We start from the raw sequence: 17,607 nt of genomic DNA, 5'->3' as shown, positions 1-17,607 counted from the left end.
TTATGGCGAAGTTTATAGAAGATGGAACACGTTATCACTTAGAAGACCCTTGTATTGCGCCAAACAGCGCGGCTTATTTGTGGAACAAAAAGATGATGTTGCACATGAACTGTCGTGGCTTTGCGGTTAGCCAATATATGGATCCCGAACCTCGCAAATATGCTCATGTGCCTAACTTAGCTGGGCAAAGCTTTATGCAGCCGGAGCAGCCTTATTTTAGTCATCACCCTGGTCGTTTTTTCTACTTGCGAGACAATCAAACTGGAGAGATGTTTTCTGCTCCCTATGAGCCTATGAAAGTGGAGTTAGACCGCTTTGCTTTTGAGCCGGGCTTGGCTGACATTCGCTGGGTGGTAGAAAAGCTTGATATAGAACTAAGCATAAGGCTTAGCCTTGCAGTTGATGCAGTGCTAGAGAGTTGGCAAGTCACTTTGCGAAACCTAAGCTCGCAGCGCCGAGACATTTCTTTAATACCCTATTTCCCAGTGGGTTATGCCTCGTGGATGAATATGGGCGGACAATATGATGCTGAGCTTAATGCGATTGTTTGCAGTAGTGTAACTCCTTACCAAAAAGTCACTGATTATTTCAACAATCAGCACTTCAAAGATCTTACCTTTTTGTCTGCCAGCCGACTGCCAGATTTCTATGAAGTCTCGCAACAGGCTTTTGAAGGAGAGGGTGGTTTACATAACCCCAGTGCTTTGCAGCAAGGTGGAAACTTACATAATGGCGAAGCGCATTATGAGCTGCCAGCGGCGATTATGCAGTTTCAATATAATTTACCGGCCGATGGTAGCGATGTGCTTAATCTTAGTTTTGGGCCGGCGAAAGATAAGGCCGAAATTAAGCAACTCAACCAGCAGTATTTGTACGCCGAGCTAGAGCCACAACGCCAAGCTAGCGAAGCTTACTTTGCTCAGGCCAAAGGCTGTATTTCCATAGAGACACCCGATCAGCAGTTTAATCACTTTGTTAACCATTGGCTGCCTAGGCAGGTGTTTTATCATGGTGATAGTCAGCGTTTAACAACTGATCCTCAAACCCGTAACTATTTGCAAGATGCCATGGGCATGGTTTACCTCAAACCAGAAGCTTGTAAACAGGCATTGCTAACCGCGCTAAAACAGCAAAAGTTCTCAGGTGAGATGCCCGACGGTATTTTATTAAGTGAACAGGCGGAGCTTAAGTACATTAACCAAGTGCCCCATACCGACCATCCGGTTTGGCTAGCCATTGTGTTAAACGCCTATCTTCAAGAAACCAACGACTATAGCTTGCTACAACTTAGGCTTTGTTGGGCGGATAACCCACTCGAGCAAAGTGTATTTGAGCATGTGAGCAAGGCGATGCAATTTTTATGTGAAGCCAAAGATGAACGCGGTTTGCCTTATATCGCCCAGGGGGATTGGTGCGACCCAATGAACATGGTGGGCTATCAAGGCAAGGGCGTGTCGGGGTGGTTAGCCGAAGCCATTTCTTATGCCTTACAGCTGTGGGTGCCAGTGTGTGAGCACCTAGGCGAAGCCGCCTTAGCCCAAGCCTTTAGCCAATATGCAGAACAATTGAATCAGCGCATTAATCACTATTTTTGGGATGGCGCATGGTATGGGCGCGGCATTACCGATGCAGGGAAGTTATTTGGCATAAGCAGCGATAAAGAAGGGCGAATATTTCTCAATGCCCAGAGCTGGGCAATGTTATGTGGAGCTGCCAGTAATGAGCAAAAAAAACAGATGCTGCAGGCCATTGATGAACAGTTAGACACGCCGTTTGGCGTAATGATGAGTGCGCCTGCCTTTACCGAAATGCGCGATGACGTTGGTCGAGTTACTCAAAAGTGGCCAGGCAGTGCCGAAAATGGCTCGGTGTATAACCATGCAGCAGCGTTTTACGCGGCTTCTTTGTATGCCTGTGAAGAAGGGGAGCTCGCATTTCATGTATTGCGCAAAATGCTGCCAAGCAATGCCGCAGACGAATTGAAAGTGCGTGGGCAATTGCCAATTTATTTACCTAACTACTATCGTGGCGCTTATTACCAGTATCCACGCACTGCTGGGCGCTCTAGTAACTTGTTTAATACTGGTACTTGCGCTTGGTATTACCAATTAGTGGTTGAGCAGCTGTTTGGCCTACGCGGTACGCCACAGGGCTTGCTGCTTCGGCCGCAACTGCCAAGTGATTGGCAAAAAGCCTCGGTGGTTCGAGAGTTTAGAGGAGCGGTTTTTAGTATTGAATACCAACAAGTTAATGCTAGCAGCTCTCAGCCCTTACGCGCGAAACAGCTAATGAGCGCCGAAGAAGCCAAGATAACCATTACTCAGCAGGCCGATAAACAGTTGCTGTTTAGTGGCTTTGAGGCTGGCGAGCGCTACCAAATAAGTGTGACACAAGCACTTGAAGACAAGGTGAACCCAGCTAAAGCAGCAGAAGCAAAGAGTGCCTTAGTATGAATACTAATCAGGGAACGGTTTACTTTGTTATGGGGGTGTCTGGCTGTGGTAAGTCTAGCATTGGTGAGGGGCTGGCAAACTACCTGCAAGCTGAGTTTATTGACGGAGATGCGCTACACCCTCAAAGCAACATAGAAAAGATGCGCAGTGGCCTTGCGCTAGATGATGAGGACCGTAAGCCTTGGCTAGCGAGCATAGTGGCTAAAGCTGATGCTATTAGCCAGCAACGAAAAATGGTAGTCATTGTTTGTTCTGCCTTAAAGAAATCTTACCGAGATCTATTGCGCCAAGTAAGCAATAAAGTGGTGTTTATCTACTTAAAAGGCAAGCAAACGCTAATTCAGCAAAGGCTAGAGCGGCGCAGTAATCATTTTATGCCACAGCACTTATTAGCTAGCCAATTTGCCACCTTAGAGGCCCCTACTGCTGCTGAAGCTGATGTTATTCCGATTGAAATTGACGCTAACCTAGAGCAGGTACTAGCACGTTGTATTAATAGTATTAGTCGCAAGCCCGCGCTTAATTGAGGTTGAAATGAATCGCACTATCAAACACGTTACCCAAAACATTATTGCGCGCAGCCAAGGCTTACGGAGCGCTTATGTTCAAAGAATGGAAAAACAAGCTGAGCAGGGGAACGCAAGGGCGCATTTAAGCTGCGGCAACTTAGCCCATGCCATTGCTGCCTGTGGTCAGCAACAAAAAGACCGCCTGCTAGATTTTACCAAAGTAAATCTGGCTATTATTACTGCCTACAACGATATGTTAAGTGCTCACCAGCCCTACGCTCAATACCCTCAGTTGATTCAGCAAAAAATGGCTGAACTTGGTCATAGCGCGCAAGTTGCTGGAGGTGTGCCAGCGATGTGTGATGGCGTTACCCAAGGCCAAGAGGGTATGGATTTATCGCTGTATTCTCGCGACCTTATTGCCCAAAGCACTGTCATTGGTTTGAGCCATCAAGGGTTTGATGCCTGCGTCTTATTAGGGGTTTGCGACAAAATTGCACCAGGGCAGTTAATGGGCGCGCTGTCTTTTGGCCATTTGCCAACTGCCTTTATGCCCAGCGGGCCAATGCCCAGTGGTATTAGCAATGATGAAAAGGTGGCGGTTCGCCAACAGCATGCTGCCGGAGAAGTGGATAAAGCGGCGCTACAGCAGATGGAAAACAAAGCCTACCATGCGCCCGGCACCTGCACTTTTTATGGAACCGCCAATACCAATCAGTTGGTATTTGAAACCATGGGCTTAATGCTACCGGGTAGCGCCTTTGTTAATGTGAATACCGCACTTAGAGATAGGCTTAATCAACATTTGCTTAGTCACATGGTGGGAATTACTCGCGGAGGCTCGGCTTATCGCCCGCTGTATCAAGTTATCGATGAGAGAGCCATTGTGAATGGCTTAGTGGCTTTGTTGGCTTCTGGAGGCAGCACTAATCACACCTTACATATGATAGCGATTGCCCGTTGTGCCGGCATTATCATTAATTGGGATGATTTTGCGCAACTTGCCGAGGTAGTGCCGCAACTTTCTAGTATGTACCCTAATGGCCCAGCAGATATTAATGCCTTTGAGCAAGCGGGTGGAGTGCCTTGCTTATTGCGTTTGTTAGCGCAACGCGGTTTGTTGCATATGGACGCGAATACCATTTATGGCCAGCTTAGCGATTACTTACAATCTCCTTATTTGGAGAATGGCGAGTTATGTTGGCGCATTGCAAGTGAAAGCCTAAATAGCAGCGTGATTGCAGCCGACAAGCATCAGTTTGCCGAAAACGGTGGCTTACAATTACTCAGCGGTAACCTAGGCAGGGCGGTGATTAAAACCAGCGCGGTAGCCGTGAGCCAGCAAGTAATTACAGCGCCCGCTAAAATCTTTGATTGCCAGCATCAAGTGGTAAAGGCTTACCAACAAGGTCTATTGAATCAAGATGTGGTTGTTGTGGTTCGTTATAACGGGCCTGCAGCCAATGGCATGCCAGAATTGCACAAGTTGATGCCGATACTGGGTAACCTTCAGAAACAAGGTTTTAAAGTGGCTTTGGTAACTGATGGTCGCTTGTCGGGTGCTTCAGGCAAAATACCCTCAGCTTTACATTTAAGTCCGGAAACTGCTAAAGGTGGCATATTAGCTAAGTTACGCGATGGAGATTTGATTAAGCTCGATGCAATAAGTGGCACGCTTAACTGCCAACTAGATGTGCAGCAGTTAAGTGCGAGAGAGATTGAGCAAGACAGCAAAACTCAACAGCACTTTGGTACAGGCAGAGAGCTATTTGAACCATTCCGCCGCTTAATTGGCTCTGCCGAAAATGGCGCTAGTGTATTGTTCGATTAGTTAATATTAGTAAGAAGGTGAAACGGCTTAGCCAACACCATTGTTTGGCTTGTGTCGGCACGCTGTGCGAGGCTAAGCGTTAGCTTGACTCTGCACAACTAACGGCGAGTTTAGTGGAATTCCATGACTCACTTCAATACCTACCGCAATGCTCAAGGCTATCGGGATCAATAACAATATAGTAAGAGTAATTCTGTTCATAAAGGCGACCTCTTGCTACCTACATTACATTAGACCGCGTAAACGGCAATTTCATTCATAAATTAACGTCAACAAGTCCCGCTTAGCCCACCCAAGGCTGTTTTATTTACTGATATTGGGTTCTTCGTAGTCCTTTTCTTATCGTTTTTCGGTGCTTCAGTTGTTCGTGCTCAGCTGTTGATGTAGCAAAATATTTATTCCTATAAGCTCAGCTTAAAGCTGCTCATTTTCCATTTCTCTTATTTATCGCCACACTTGTGCCATAAAAATCAATAGATTAAGAGAAGTCTCATGAGAAAGAGTAACAAACAGCGTAAACAGCCATCTTCACAACGTGCGTTTGTGGCGGCCGCTTTAGTGTTCGGTGTGTTTAATACTGCGTTAGTTAGCGCGAATCCCTGTGATGGTAATGTGATTACTGATGCGGTAGATGGTGCGATTATTGGTGGTGTAGCGGGGGCTATTGTAGGCAATGCTGGCAATGGTGCGGCCATAGGCGCAGGGGCTGGAGTGATTGCTGGTGCTTATGATGAAGAAGAATGTGCGCGATACGAACGTGAATTTGTTGAAGATGTTGTAGTAGATGATATTTACCAACAGCAGCTAGAAGACGAGTTTGATGCTGAGCGGATTTACGGCGAATAGTTATGTCGCTGAGACGGCTAAAGGAGCAGCCTGTTTAGTCAGTGGCGCGCATTCTGATGCTAAAACACGGTTTGCACTTGCTGGTTGATGCTAAATCGAATTGGGAGCAGTTTCTGGAGCAGCAAACCATTTATGGTGGTGGCATTAGGCAGCTAACTTCCCGCCAACTAGGCTTGAAATGGGGTATTGATTTAGCCCAGCATAAAAATTCAACAGCGGCATATCTGCAGTTTAGCTCGGCGTTGTAGTGGCTTATTTAGTGATGCTTTAGTAACAAAAAACGGACCAATTAAGGTCCGTTTTTAAAGAGTTAGCGAGGTGGCTTAGCCAGCTGCAATCAAATTATTCATATTGCTCACCAGCTGGTTGAACTCGGCGCGCTCCTGCTTATCAATGGCTGAGGCGAGGGGGATTTTTGCGGTCATTGGGTTAACCGCTCGGCCGTTTATATGGAACTCGTAATGCAGGTGCGGACCCGTTGAGCGGCCGGTATTGCCAGAGTCTGCAATCACTTGGCCGCGAGTCACTCGCTGGCCTTTGCGAACTTTAAACTTGTTTAAATGTAGATAGCGAGAGCGATACTTACCGCCGTGTTGAATCACGATGTACTTACCCGCATAAGGGTGGTTTTCTACTCGAGTTACTACGCCATCACCAGCGGCTAATACTGGAGTGCCAATGGCAAGGCCAAAATCGGCACCGTTATGCGGTGAAATACGCCCGGTAATTGGGTGCTTGCGACGTGGATTAAAACCAGAAGTAACGCGATGAGCCCCTTTAAGCGGTACACGCATAAAGGCGCGCGCTAGGCTTTCGCCATCTTTGTCATAATAGTTACCATTACTAAACAAGTAGGCGCTGTATTCGTTGCCGCGGTTAAAAATGCGCACCGCACTAATCTCACTTTGGCCGGTTAGTTCGTCATCAATATACTGGCGGTTTCGCACTACTTGAAATACATCGCCCGCTCTAAAATCACGAGAAAAACGCAGTTTGTCTTTAAACATTTGCGCCACTTGCTCTACTTCGCTTGGGCTTAAGCCAGCTTTACGGGCAGATACGTAAAAGCTACCTTCAATGGTGCCCGCTATGGCTTGTTTTTGCCATTGCCCTTCAATATTAATGGTTTCGTATTCGAAGCTGCTTGCATCCACACGCTTAAATATGATTTTTTGCGCCGGATTAAAGGCAAGTTGTAAGGCCAACAGCTGTTGATTGTCGTGGTCGATGGTAAAGGTAAGATCATGACCAGGACTTAAGGTATCTAAAGCTAGTACCGAAATATCGGCTTCTAGTACTTGATACATAGTGGTTTGGTCTATGTTAAAACGAGTGAAAATTTTACCTAAGGTATCGCCTTTCTCAATAGTGTATTGATAGCTACGCTCGCCTAAAACTTCAGCTTGTTCAGGCTCTGGCTTTGCAGCAGCGAGTGCTGGTTCACTTTTGTTTTGTTGGTCCACAACTGGCGATTCAGCTGCTTGTCTAAACTGCTCGGCACTGGGTTCAGCTTGAGTATTCTGTTTTACCATATCGATGGCTTCATTAGAGCTACTGGCTAGGCTAAATGTGATGCCGTCGGACTCTGCCTTAAAGTCGTTTTGCGGCAGTTCGATTAGCTGGCGGCTGGTGCTACTTACTTGTTTGGGGCTAGGCCAAATACTGGCAATACCCACCAGTGCACCGCAGGCGATAATGAGCTGCCAATGTTTATTGGGAAGCCTGCTAGGGCGACCAAACAAACGAGTTTTACTGTCAAACATACAATCTTTTACCTAATAAACGCTGTCTTAACGCAGCTGTTATTGTATTAATACTAGTGAGCAACTTTTGCTGGTTCGTGGTGCTATTCACGACACTTGCCCTTGTTGGCAACCAGAGCAAAGCCCTTGGAATTCGTAACTTTGTGAATGCAATCTAAAGCCTTGCTGCCCGGCAAACTGGTCTAATTCAATTTTTAATGATTCAGACAAGCTTATTTGAGTGACAGATTTACAGTCGGTGCAAATAAGCAAGGGTTGTGGAGTAAACGGGGCATGCTGGTGGCCAATGATGTAACGGCTACTTGATTCAATATGTTGAATGAAGTGGTATTGCAATAAAAAATCTAAAGCGCGATATACCGTTGGTGGCTTAGTATTTTGTTGCTGCTGTTGCAGCTTTGCCAAAATATCGTAAGCGCTAAGTGCTTGTTGATGCTGATGAAGAATAGCCAACACTGCTGCACGATTTGGCGTGAACTTAAGCTTATTTTGGCTACAGTAATCACTGACACGTTGTATATAATTGGCTGTAGACATGCTTTACCGAAATAGAATTTAGCTGATGAGCGAAATACACCCACAAAATTTGAGCGTTACATTATAACAATCATTGCTTATAGGCAAGTTTTGTAAGGTCAACTATCGACTTAGTCATGCTTTTTGATAGTTTATTTAAGTTGTTGTAAATAAAGCGCTAAATTCCGTCGCCGATTGGCGACAGGTTTAAATGGCTGTGTTCGTTGAGTATATCACTTCCGCCATAGTTACTTAACTGAGTGAAGATACGAAAAATACTGAGCAAAACAGCGCGAGTGATTAGTGTTTGAAGCTATTGTGGATAAAGGCTTGATTGGAATTGCTGGTTTTTTATTTAGTTTGTTCGCTTTGTAAGCACTCGAACTTTAATTGAGAAAAAGCGGTTGACTTGTTTCGTCTAAAAACGTTTAATAGCCGCCGTTGCCCGGATAGCTCAGTCGGTAGAGCAGAGGATTGAAAATCCTCGTGTCGGTGGTTCGATTCCGCCTCCGGGCACCACATTTAAAAAGCCTGCTAAATTTAGCAGGCTTTTTTCGTTTAAAACCTTGGGTTTAGCTCTGCTGAGGTTTACTGCGCGAATAGTGAATTAAACAATGAAACACTGCCGCTTGCTTGTTTAAATTTCTGTAACCGTGTGGTTTATCGCCGGCAAAGCGCAAAGCTTGCCCTTGGCTGAGCTTGTTCCATTGCCCGTTTGCCAAAACTTCCATCTCCCCACTAGTCACAATCACATGTTCGCTTACTCCTGCTTCGTGGGGCTCGGATACTCGTTGATAGTTCTCTAGCAAGGTGAGTTCGTACATCTCAAAGCCGTACTTTTCATCATAAGGGAAGAGAGTCGCCACTAACATGTCATCGCTGGCTGGTTGTTGTCGGAGTTGATCAGCGCTGCGAATTTCTGGTTGAGCTTGTTCAGCGAGTTCTGGCTCTAAAAAGGTTGATAAGGAGGTATTAAACCCTCCTGCTATTTTCCACAGTGTGGCGATAGTGGGGCTGGATTCACCACGTTCTATTTGTCCTAACATGGCTTTACTCACACCGGTTTTATTGGCTGCGGCATCTAAGCTCCACTGCTTGTGTTTGCGCTGCTGCTTGAGAGCCGACGCGAGATACTGATTTAAGGCCTGCAAAAATAACCTACTTGTTGAAAAAATAGTCTTGTACGTTATAACGCACAGGTGCTAGGCTTGTCTAGTTCGTGCGTTATAGCGCACGGAAACATGGGTGAGTTTACCGTTAAGCCAAGGAGTAGCTATGCGTGACTGGTTTGTATTATCACGAGTGTCGGCTGGATTTATCGCAGTATTAGTGGGCTATACCAGCTCAGCAGTTATTGTGTTTCAAGCTGCTGCTTCGGCTGGAGCAAGCGAGCAGCAAATTAGTTCATGGTTGTGGGCTTTGGGTATTGGAATGGGCGCGACTAGTATCGGTTTTTCTTGGTATCACAAAAAGCCGATCCTTACTGCTTGGTCTACGCCTGGAGCAGCGTTGCTGGTGACTAGTTTATCCGGCCTCTCGGTTAACCAAGCGATTGGTGCGTTTTTGTTTAGCTCGCTATTAATAACTTTAGTGGGTTTAAGTGGTTTGATGGATAAGCTGATCCGTTGGGTCCCTCAATCAGTAGCCTCCGCCATGTTGGCTGGGGTGTTATTGCAATTTAGTTTGCAGTTGTTTCAATCTCTAGAGAGCCAATTGATATTGGTTGCCAGCATGCTGGCTTGCTACCTAATTGGCAAATTGTATGCCCCACGCTACGTTATGCTGATTACCTTAGCGGTAGGCATTACAGCAGCTTTTTACTTGGGTTTACTGGCGTTCTCTTCAGTGACTTTAGAGCTAGCCATGCCGGTGTGGATTAGTCCGTCATTCTCATGGCAAGCAATGTTAGGAGTGGGCTTGCCCTTGTTTGTGGTCACCATGGCCTCGCAAAATATGCCCGGTATCGCGGCTTTGCATGGCAATGGATATCGGCCGGCTATTTCTTCACTGATCTCTTGGACAGGTATCGCAGGATTGCTGTTAGCGCCATTTGGAGGTTTTGCCTTTAATTTGTCGGCCATTACTGCTGCAATTTGCATGGGTAAAGAGGCCGATGAAGATCCCAGTAAACGTTATTATGCTTCTATTTGGGCAGGCGTCTTTTATCTACTGGTGGGCTTGATGGGAGCAACTGTGGTGAGTTTGTTTGCCGCTTTTCCTCAAGAGTTGGTGGTGGCTATTGCCGGTTTAGCGCTTATAAGCACCATCGCAAACAGTTTATCTACTGCCTTAGCTAGCTCAAAGGGCAGAGAGGCGGCCGCCATTACTTTTTTGGTAACCGCTTCATCGGTCAACTTGTTTGGCATTGCCAGCGCGTTTTGGGGCTTAAGCTTAGGTTTGTTTGTACATTACTTCTTTTCTCGTGGCGATTTAGCAGAGGTAGTTGAACAGAGCTGTGAAGCTGGCAATAAAGCCTAGCTTATTTTAAGGTTGAAACATCACAAATATGATTGACTACCTCGTTGATTAAACGTTTAAGCATCTATTTATTGAAGGGCTTTCTGCTACTTGCTCTGTTTGCTGAGTTGATGGTGTTAGCCTTACGTTGGATTGATCCACCAATTTGGTCTTGGCGCATACACCGTGCTTGGTTCCCTCCCACTTCTTACCCTGAGCAAATTGAACACCAGTGGGTAGCATTAACTAGCATCAGCAAGTCAATGCCCTTGGCGGTGGTTGCAGCAGAAGATCAGCGCTTTTTCGCACACTATGGCGTAGATTTTTTGGCTATCAGGAGAGCTTATAAAAGCAATCGAGAAGGTGGGCGATTGAGAGGCGGGAGCACTATTACTCAACAAACTGCCAAGAATCTGTGGTTATGGCCTAGTCAAAGCTATTGGCGAAAGGCAGTAGAATTCGGCTTTGCAGGTTTGCTAGAGTTAAATCTATCTAAATCAAGGATACTAGAACTCTATCTAAATATTGCTGAGTTTGGCCCAGGTATTTATGGGGTAGAGGCCGCTAGCCAGCATTACTTTAATCTATCATCAGAACAACTCAGTGCTCATCAGACAGCTAGCTTGGTAGCCTTGCTGCCAAGTCCCTACCGTTACTCGATAAGTCCTAAAAGCGCATTTATGAGCCAGCGAGTCTCGTGGATTCGCCAACAAATGCGCCAATTAGGGTCTTTAGAGCTGAGTCGTTACTAGCTTGCGGCTGATTAAAGCGCTGCTTGGAAAAGACCTATAGCGAACTGTGATGACAGCTTTAGACAAAGCAATATGACAAATACTGAGACCGCAATAAGGCTAGCTTTTGAGAGTGTTTTTAAGAATCCAAAGAACATAATGACCTCACTTGAGTTTAGCCATCCCTGGGGTTCGATTCAGAGCAATTATACTAAATATTGAGCAAAGGCTGAATTCTTGGATTTGTTTTAGATCAATATTGAACGCTGTTTTTTTGCACAATCGCTGAAGAGTGTGACCGTCAATTCGATTTTAGTTTTGGTGTAGAACTGGACTCCAAATTCAAATGTAAATGATAAGGGTTTTCATTACCCTTGTCGCAAGTTAATGAAATGTAAATATAATATGCAGCGTGCTGAGTTAGGGTGTATACTTTTTCGATACCTAAAATTGGCAGCTTGGAGCGCAGTAATGAAAGCCGAACCAAATATAATTGCTTTGTTAAATAAGGTGTTAGTTTCAGAACTTACTTCGATTAATCAGTATTTTTTACATGCCAGAATGTATAAAAACTGGGGCCTAGAAGCGCTGAATGAGCGCAATTATAAAAAATCGATTAAGGATATGAAGCAAGCCGACAAATTAATGGAGCGAATATTGTTCCTTGAAGGTTTGCCTCATGCACACATGTTAGGTGTATTGCGCATTGGTGAAGCTACCGAGGAAATGCTGCAATGTGATATGGACTTCCAGCTGGAACAATTACCAATCATCAAACAAGCGATTGCCGATTGTGAACAGGCTAAAGACTTTGTCAGTCGAGATTTGTTAGAAGAAATCTTAGATTATGAAGAAGACCATATTGATTGGATTGAAACTCAGCAGTATCAAATTGAAAAAATGGGCCTAGAAAATTATTTAGCTGCTCAAATTACCGAAGGAGATGACTAATGAAAGGTAATAATGAAGTTATTGATGCGCTAAACCGCTTGTTAATGAATGAACTAACGGCAATGGATCAGTACTTTATCCATTCACGTATGTATGAAGACTGGGGCCTAAATAAGTTATATGAGCGTATCGACCATGAGTTTGATGACGAGAAAGGTCATGCCTCACTGCTTATTCAACGTATTTTGTTCTTAGAAGGCACGCCTGACTTAAGTAAGCGTGAGCCTTTACGTATTGGTAGTGATGTGCCAAGCATGCTTGAGAATGATTTAGAGGTTGAGTATGAAGTTGATGCCTTATTAAAAGAAGCAATGGCCCTTTGTGAGTTAAAGCAAGACTATGTGACTCGTAATATCTTGCAAACCCTGATTGACGATACTGAGATGGACCACGCTTACTGGTTAGAGCAGCAGCTAGGGTTAATTAAGAAAATTGGCTTAGAGAATTACCTACAAAGCCAAATGTAAAAATTGCTTCCTACTGATTTAAAAACGAGAGCTATTGCTCTCATTTTTTGTTTTATACCAATCACACTAAGTAAGTGTTCAAAAAAACGCAGGAAAAATACTCGAGAATAAGGCAGGATTTTTCGATAAGTAGTTATTCTACAATCAAAAATTCTAACGCAGTTATCGAGTATTTTAACCAGATAGAGTGAACTGTTACTTAGTACGATTGGAGCTGCCAGCTAAACTGCGTCCAGTTCCGCTCTAAAGCGAGCTGTTTAAGCTTAGGGCAGGGGTTAACCGTGTAAGCATTGTCCGCATACTCTAGTAAGGGCTGGTCGTTAATTGAGTCAGAATAAAAGCTGATTGATGAGTACTGCCTTGACTGATCAGTGAGCCATTGCTTAAGCCGTGTGACTTTACCTTCTCGAAAGCTAGCAACACCTTGTATTTGTTCTGTGTACTTTCCCTGATCGGCATATAAATCAACGCCTAAATGATGTTCAACACCTAGTAATTGCGCAACCTGGTTAACGATAAAGCTAACTGTAGCGGAGATTATAAGTACTTCATGGCTTTGCTTTAACTGAGAGATTAATACTTGGCCTTGTGGGTAGACAATACGATTAACTTGCTGGCGAACAAAGTGACTTACTAAGCGGTCAACTTGCTCACTACTAAGGTGTTTTATCGGAGTTAAACTGAAAGATATGTATTGCTCTAGGGCTAGCTCGCCTAAAGCATATTGCTGCATCATTGCAGCGTCTTGCTCAAGAAAACCTACTTGGGTAACTACTCCTTCCTGTACTAGAAATTGATGCCATAGTACGCCGCTGTCTCCAGCAATCAGTGTTTCATCTAAATCGAATATATGTAGTTCCACAAAGGCCTCTTTCACGAGTGAGCGACTAAAGACGATGCTAAGGAAAACTGAAGGATAGCTCAATGGCTAAATTTTATTGAGGGTAAAGAAAAGGCCAGCTGAGCTGGCCTTGTTATTTTATGCAGTATCTTTTTTGAGATTCTCTGGTAAGCCATCTGGTACTGGCGCCCAACTGCGTTGTTGCGCTTCACCGTGAAGTACCTTGCGTAGCTTCTCGTTAGCAGCTGCAGCGTAAATTTTCTCGGTTTTGATTTCTTCTTCTTTACGTTTAAGCGCATCTTCCATATCTAACTGAAGATCTTTGTAACGCTTGCTGGTTGCCAAGAAGACTAGACCAATTAATACCACTAGTACCGCAACTACCGCGCCGAATAACCACCAAGCAATGCCTGATTCTTGGGCTTGGCCAGCATTTTCCGAGCGTTGTACAAGTTCTACAATATGAGCACTTAACTTGTTGTTGTCTGCTCGTAGCTCATCTCGTTGCGTTTGCATTTGGTTAAACTGCTCTTGCAATTGTTTTTGTTGCTCAGAGTTACCGGTGTTTTCAGCAATGGTTTTCTGTAAACCAAGAACTTGCTCATTAACGCCAGCGAGTTGTTTTTCAAGCTGCTGATTTCGCTCTAACAACTGAGCTTCGGCATTGCTGCTACCAGCCTGTTCAACTTGCGCATATAAGCTTTGGTTAGACGCAGTTAATGTGCGGTTTTCGTTGCTTATTTTGTCGTTAAGTTGCAGTAACGCTTGGTAATCAATCAACTTGCTGTTTAAGTCGTTTTGTAAACGCTGGTTGATTTTTTGAGTATCGTTTAGCGCAGACTGAAGCTTGTTAATAGTCTTATTCTTTTTGCTTAAATCGTTCTTAAGCAAGTTTAAAGTACGCGTCATTTCTGGGCTTGGACCTGTACTCTTCGCAACCGGTTTAGGAGTAGGCTTAGGCTTGGCAGCGACCTTGGCTGTAGTGGTTGTTGCTTTAGCTTTAGGCACTGGCGGTGGCAGTACTGCTTTAGGCTTAGCTGAAGTAGTTGTGGTTTTTGCCGTTTGCGTTGTAGCACTTTTAGCAAACTGTCTTGGCACGCCGGTGTATATCTTCGGATCTTTTTCTACAATCCAAATCTCTAAACCATGCTTGCTTTTGATCCACTTCCATTCTTCAACGTTCATATGGTGTAGTTCACCATTAGTCAACGTGTATGAGAATTGTTTAGCATCTTTACGTACAGGAATGGTAAAGGCTACACCGAAGTCGTCAAACTTGCTCGGCATTAACGGGTCGCCAGGGGTGGTGCCTTTACGCAAACGGAAATCGGTTCTAGCACCAACTTGTTTGCCATTCACCATTTCTTCACCGGCCCAGATATGTAAACCCCAACCATCATAGTTGTTATTAATGCTCTTGTAGTGAACAGTTACGCTATCTGCACTGGCAACTGTACTAATACACCAGAAAAGTAATATAAATATGGATGCTCTCTGCACAATTACTCCATTAACTTGTTTAAGTCGCATGAACCCATAATAACTAAAAAAACAGTAAAGAAGTAGCAACTAGATCACCAATATGGTGTTAAATTTTAAAGAAAAATAGACTTAGCTCCAATTGCTAAAGGTTTTAGCAGAAAAAATGTCCAGTTTTTACTGCTAATTGTTTTTAACGTCAAAAAGAAATTGTCTGACCTTATGAGGATTGCATGATGAAATATCGTCAATTAGGCGAGTCAAATTTGCGAGTGAGCGAAATTTGCTTAGGAACAATGACTTGGGGTGAGCAGAATTCTCAAGATCAAGCATTTGATCAACTTGATTATGCTTTGGCGCATGGGGTTAATTTTATCGATACAGCAGAAATGTACCCAGTGCCTCCCCAACAAAGCACCCAAGGTGACACTGAGACCATCATTGGCAATTACTTAACACGGCGAAAATGCCGAGACGAGTTGATCTTAGCCTCAAAGGTTGCTGCACCTTCTAAATCCGATCGCGGTGGTTATATTCGCCAAGATATGCGACTTACCTGGAATGGTATTCATCAAGCGGTAGAAGACTCTTTAAATCGATTGCAAACCGATTACCTTGATCTTTACCAAGTTCATTGGCCAGATCGTGCAACTAACTTTTTTGGCCAGTTAAATTATCAGCACCAAGAAGGCGCTGATCAAACACCTATTATAGAAACGCTAGAAGCCTTAGCTGATCTGGTTAATTCTGGAAAGATCCGCTACCTGGGGATCTCTAATGAAACACCTTGGGGGGCAATGCGTTATGTTCATTTAGCTGAGAAGCATAACTTGCCAAAGATCGTCTCGATCCAGAACCCTTACAATTTGCTTAATCGTAGTTTTGAAGTTGCCTTAGCGGAAGTGTCGCATCGCGAGAATATTCCTTTATTAGCTTATTCCCCATTAGCATTTGGTGCACTAACTGGGAAGTATTTGAATGATCAATGGCCCGAAGGTGCACGACTCACCTTATATAAGCGTTTTGCTCGCTATGGCGCAGAAGCTCAACAAGCGATTCAGCATTATGTCGATTTAGCGCGTGAATTTGAATTAAGTCCTGCCCAGTTAGCCTTGGCATTTGTCAATCAACGTAGCTTTGTTGGAGCTAATATTATTGGTGCCACGAACCTTGAACAGCTCAAAGAAAACTTGAGTAGTACTAAAGTGTTGATGTCCGATCAATTGGAACAGCGGATTCAAGAACTGGGTGATCAGTACAGGATCCCTTGCCCCTAATGCGTGAGCCGATGATCATAGGAGATCGTTCCGAAAGCCTTAAGCAATTGCTAGCGCGGATAAACGCCTGCCGTTTGTGTGAAAAACAGCTTGAACCACGCCCGGTGGTGCAGGCTAGTGTTCAATCTAAGATGTTGATTATTGGTCAAGCTCCCGGCATTAAAGTGCACAAAAGTGGCGTGCCTTGGGATGACGCCAGTGGTAAGCGTTTACGTCAGTGGTTGGGCTTAGAACCAGAGACATTTTATAACTCAGAGTTAGTGGCAATTGTTCCTTCGGCTTTTTGTTACCCCGGCAAGGGTAAACAGGGAGACTTGCCGCCACCGAAGCTATGTTTTGATACCTGGCATCAACAAATCATCGAACAGCTCAACAAGGTTGAGCTTACTTTGTTGATTGGCCAATACGCCCAGGCGCTGTATTTGCCAACCGATTCAAAAACTACGCTAAGCGAAAATGTTCTTGGTTATCAGCATTATGCAGCCCAAGGCATATGGCCATTACCTCATCCTTCACCGCGTAATCGCCATTGGTTTGCTAAGCACCCATGGTTTGAGCAAGATCTAGTGCCTAAACTGCAAAACCAAGTTAAGCAGGTATTAGCTTAGCTGCCTACTTGCTGGAGCTATGTTCATCTAACCATTGTTTGGGAGACATATTTGTATTGGCTCTAAATGCTCGGGTGAAACCAGAGACACTTTGGTAGCCTACTTCTGAAACAACCCAAGCAATCGGCTTTCCTCGCTTAAGCAGCTGCTTGGCTTGATTGATTTTCCATTCCACTAAATAGTCACCCGGTGAGCAGCCAATGGTTTGCTTAAAGCATTCGATAAAGCTAGTGCGTGACATCGCCGCTTGCTCTGCTAGCCATTCAACGGAATGCTCTGAAGCAGCTTGTTGATGCATTGCTGCTAAAGCTTGCGACAGTTTGGGGTGCAATAAGCCAGCAATTAAACCAGAGTGTTTGCTTTGTTGATTAATATTGTGGCGTAGCAATAGAGTAACAAGGACTTCCACTAACTTATCCATAATCACTAACGAGCCCTGGTCAGTCTCAAAGGCTTCGCTAAAAAGTAATTCAATGGTGCGGGCGAATTGAGGCTGTTGACTGAGCGATAGCACCATTTTCTCAGGTAAGGCATTGGCTAAGGCACTGTGATTGGCATTGTCGTATTGAATTGTCGCGCACACCAGTTCTGCCGGTTGTTGGTCATCCACTACAAGTCGATGGGCTTGTGGCTGAGGAAAGAAAATTAAACTTGGCGCAACTACCTCTAACGGTTGTTGCTTGCTTTGAATACTTAGCCTGCCAGAGCGCAATACATGAATGTGTCCAACGAGTTCATTCCCCGTGGCTACATCTGATAAGCCACATAATTGCCCTGAATAAAAAACACCTGCACTGATTGAAAACTGTCTGAGTAGGCCAGAAAGTTGGTCCATTTTAGTTATTCCGTACTTTTTGCACTAAATGCTGAACGATTGT

At 44.5% G+C, this 17,607-nt stretch carries 18 protein-coding genes and 1 tRNA gene; 12 read left to right on the top strand and 7 right to left on the bottom strand.

What is annotated here, in order from left to right:
- The first annotated feature begins 2 nt into the window (after positions 1-2).
- From K5609_RS15850 to edd, 3 genes are read left to right on the top strand one after another with little or no spacing between them, the layout of a single operon-like run.
- Entirely contained in the window at positions 3-2,453 is a 2,451-nt protein-coding gene (locus tag K5609_RS15850) for a GH36-type glycosyl hydrolase domain-containing protein (RefSeq protein ID WP_221074499.1), read from the top strand.
- Positions 2,450-2,980, top strand: coding sequence for a gluconokinase (locus tag K5609_RS15845; RefSeq protein WP_221074498.1), 531 nt, complete (start codon positions 2,450-2,452; stop codon positions 2,978-2,980). The genes K5609_RS15850 and K5609_RS15845 overlap by 4 nt, the downstream gene beginning before the upstream one ends.
- Positions 2,981-2,987: 7 nt before the next feature.
- Positions 2,988-4,793: a phosphogluconate dehydratase gene (gene edd / locus K5609_RS15840; RefSeq protein ID WP_221074497.1), complete on the top strand. Its 1,806-nt coding sequence runs from the start codon at positions 2,988-2,990 to the stop codon at positions 4,791-4,793.
- 72 nt (positions 4,794-4,865) lie between these two features.
- On the opposite strand, the gene K5609_RS21870 is transcribed toward edd, so the two are convergent.
- Positions 4,866-4,994 carry a hypothetical protein gene (locus K5609_RS21870; protein ID WP_281423325.1) on the bottom strand — a complete coding sequence of 43 codons (129 nt, stop codon included), beginning with the start codon at positions 4,992-4,994 and terminating at the stop codon, positions 4,866-4,868.
- Between the two features lie 291 nt (positions 4,995-5,285).
- Here K5609_RS21870 and K5609_RS15835 point away from each other — a divergent pair, with 291 nt between their 5' ends.
- Together K5609_RS15835 and K5609_RS15830 are read left to right on the top strand one after the other, a co-directional pair.
- Positions 5,286-5,639, top strand: coding sequence for a glycine zipper family protein (locus tag K5609_RS15835; protein WP_221074496.1), 354 nt, complete (start codon positions 5,286-5,288; stop codon positions 5,637-5,639).
- 41 nt (positions 5,640-5,680) lie between these two features.
- Positions 5,681-5,887 carry a hypothetical protein gene (locus K5609_RS15830; protein ID WP_221074495.1) on the top strand — a complete coding sequence of 69 codons (207 nt, stop codon included), beginning with the start codon at positions 5,681-5,683 and terminating at the stop codon, positions 5,885-5,887.
- 75 nt (positions 5,888-5,962) lie between these two features.
- Here the strand turns inward: K5609_RS15830 and K5609_RS15825 are convergent, their stop codons facing one another.
- Together K5609_RS15825 and K5609_RS15820 are read right to left on the bottom strand one after the other, a co-directional pair.
- Positions 5,963-7,402, bottom strand: a complete 1,440-nt coding sequence (locus tag K5609_RS15825) for a peptidoglycan DD-metalloendopeptidase family protein (RefSeq protein WP_221074494.1) — start codon at positions 7,400-7,402, stop codon at positions 5,963-5,965.
- An 87-nt stretch (positions 7,403-7,489) separates the two neighbouring features.
- Complete coding sequence (locus K5609_RS15820) at positions 7,490-7,939, bottom strand: Fur family transcriptional regulator (RefSeq protein WP_221074493.1); 450 nt, start codon at positions 7,937-7,939, stop codon at positions 7,490-7,492.
- Positions 7,940-8,361: 422 nt separating this feature from the next.
- Between K5609_RS15820 and K5609_RS15815 the strand changes: the two genes are divergently transcribed.
- Positions 8,362-8,437: transfer RNA gene (locus K5609_RS15815), tRNA-Phe, on the top strand.
- Between the two features lie 53 nt (positions 8,438-8,490).
- Here K5609_RS15815 and K5609_RS15810 read toward each other — a convergent pair.
- Positions 8,491-9,069 carry a helix-turn-helix domain-containing protein gene (locus tag K5609_RS15810; RefSeq protein ID WP_221074492.1) on the bottom strand — a complete coding sequence of 193 codons (579 nt, stop codon included), beginning with the start codon at positions 9,067-9,069 and terminating at the stop codon, positions 8,491-8,493.
- A 124-nt stretch (positions 9,070-9,193) separates the two neighbouring features.
- Between K5609_RS15810 and K5609_RS15805 the strand changes: the two genes are divergently transcribed.
- The 4 genes from K5609_RS15805 (at position 9,194) to bfr (K5609_RS15790) (ending at position 12,524) form a co-directional block, all read left to right on the top strand.
- Positions 9,194-10,396 carry a benzoate/H(+) symporter BenE family transporter gene (locus K5609_RS15805; protein WP_221074491.1) on the top strand — a complete coding sequence of 401 codons (1,203 nt, stop codon included), beginning with the start codon at positions 9,194-9,196 and terminating at the stop codon, positions 10,394-10,396.
- Between the two features lie 71 nt (positions 10,397-10,467).
- Positions 10,468-11,127: a monofunctional biosynthetic peptidoglycan transglycosylase gene (mtgA, locus tag K5609_RS15800; protein WP_246611872.1), complete on the top strand. Its 660-nt coding sequence runs from the start codon at positions 10,468-10,470 to the stop codon at positions 11,125-11,127.
- A 450-nt stretch (positions 11,128-11,577) separates the two neighbouring features.
- The gene (gene bfr, locus K5609_RS15795) at positions 11,578-12,057 is read left to right on the top strand and encodes a bacterioferritin (RefSeq protein WP_163130670.1); all 480 of its coding nucleotides are present in this window, start codon (positions 11,578-11,580) and stop codon (positions 12,055-12,057) included.
- Entirely contained in the window at positions 12,057-12,524 is a 468-nt protein-coding gene (gene bfr, locus K5609_RS15790; protein ID WP_221074489.1) for a bacterioferritin, read from the top strand. The genes bfr (K5609_RS15795) and bfr (K5609_RS15790) overlap by 1 nt, the downstream gene beginning before the upstream one ends.
- Before the next feature lie 199 nt (positions 12,525-12,723).
- Here bfr (K5609_RS15790) and K5609_RS15785 read toward each other — a convergent pair whose 3' ends face one another.
- On the bottom strand, positions 12,724-13,386 hold the full coding sequence (locus tag K5609_RS15785; RefSeq protein ID WP_221074488.1) for an HAD family hydrolase: 663 nt from the start codon (positions 13,384-13,386) through the stop codon (positions 12,724-12,726).
- Between the two features lie 117 nt (positions 13,387-13,503).
- Entirely contained in the window at positions 13,504-14,865 is a 1,362-nt protein-coding gene (locus K5609_RS15780) for a pullulanase-associated domain-containing protein (RefSeq protein WP_016402940.1), read from the bottom strand.
- 215 nt (positions 14,866-15,080) lie between these two features.
- Between K5609_RS15780 and K5609_RS15775 the strand changes: the two genes are divergently transcribed.
- A complete protein-coding gene (locus tag K5609_RS15775; RefSeq protein WP_221077283.1) occupies positions 15,081-16,121 on the top strand; it encodes an NADP(H)-dependent aldo-keto reductase in 1,041 nt (346 codons plus the stop codon).
- An 11-nt stretch (positions 16,122-16,132) separates the two neighbouring features.
- Positions 16,133-16,729, top strand: a complete 597-nt coding sequence (locus K5609_RS15770) for a uracil-DNA glycosylase family protein (protein ID WP_246611871.1) — start codon at positions 16,133-16,135, stop codon at positions 16,727-16,729.
- Positions 16,730-16,733: 4 nt separating this feature from the next.
- On the opposite strand, the gene K5609_RS15765 is transcribed toward K5609_RS15770, so the two are convergent.
- Positions 16,734-17,564 (bottom strand): AraC family transcriptional regulator, encoded by an 831-nt coding sequence (locus K5609_RS15765; protein WP_221074486.1) that lies wholly within the window; start codon positions 17,562-17,564, stop codon positions 16,734-16,736.
- Positions 17,565-17,607 lie beyond the last annotated feature (43 nt).

Origin of the sequence: Agarivorans aestuarii (assembly GCF_019670125.1) — a bacterium.
GTDB classification, from domain to species: Bacteria; Pseudomonadota; Gammaproteobacteria; order Enterobacterales; family Celerinatantimonadaceae; genus Agarivorans; species Agarivorans aestuarii.
Note: the sequence above shows the minus strand (reverse complement) of the source record. Positions and strands in the feature narration are given on the sequence as shown.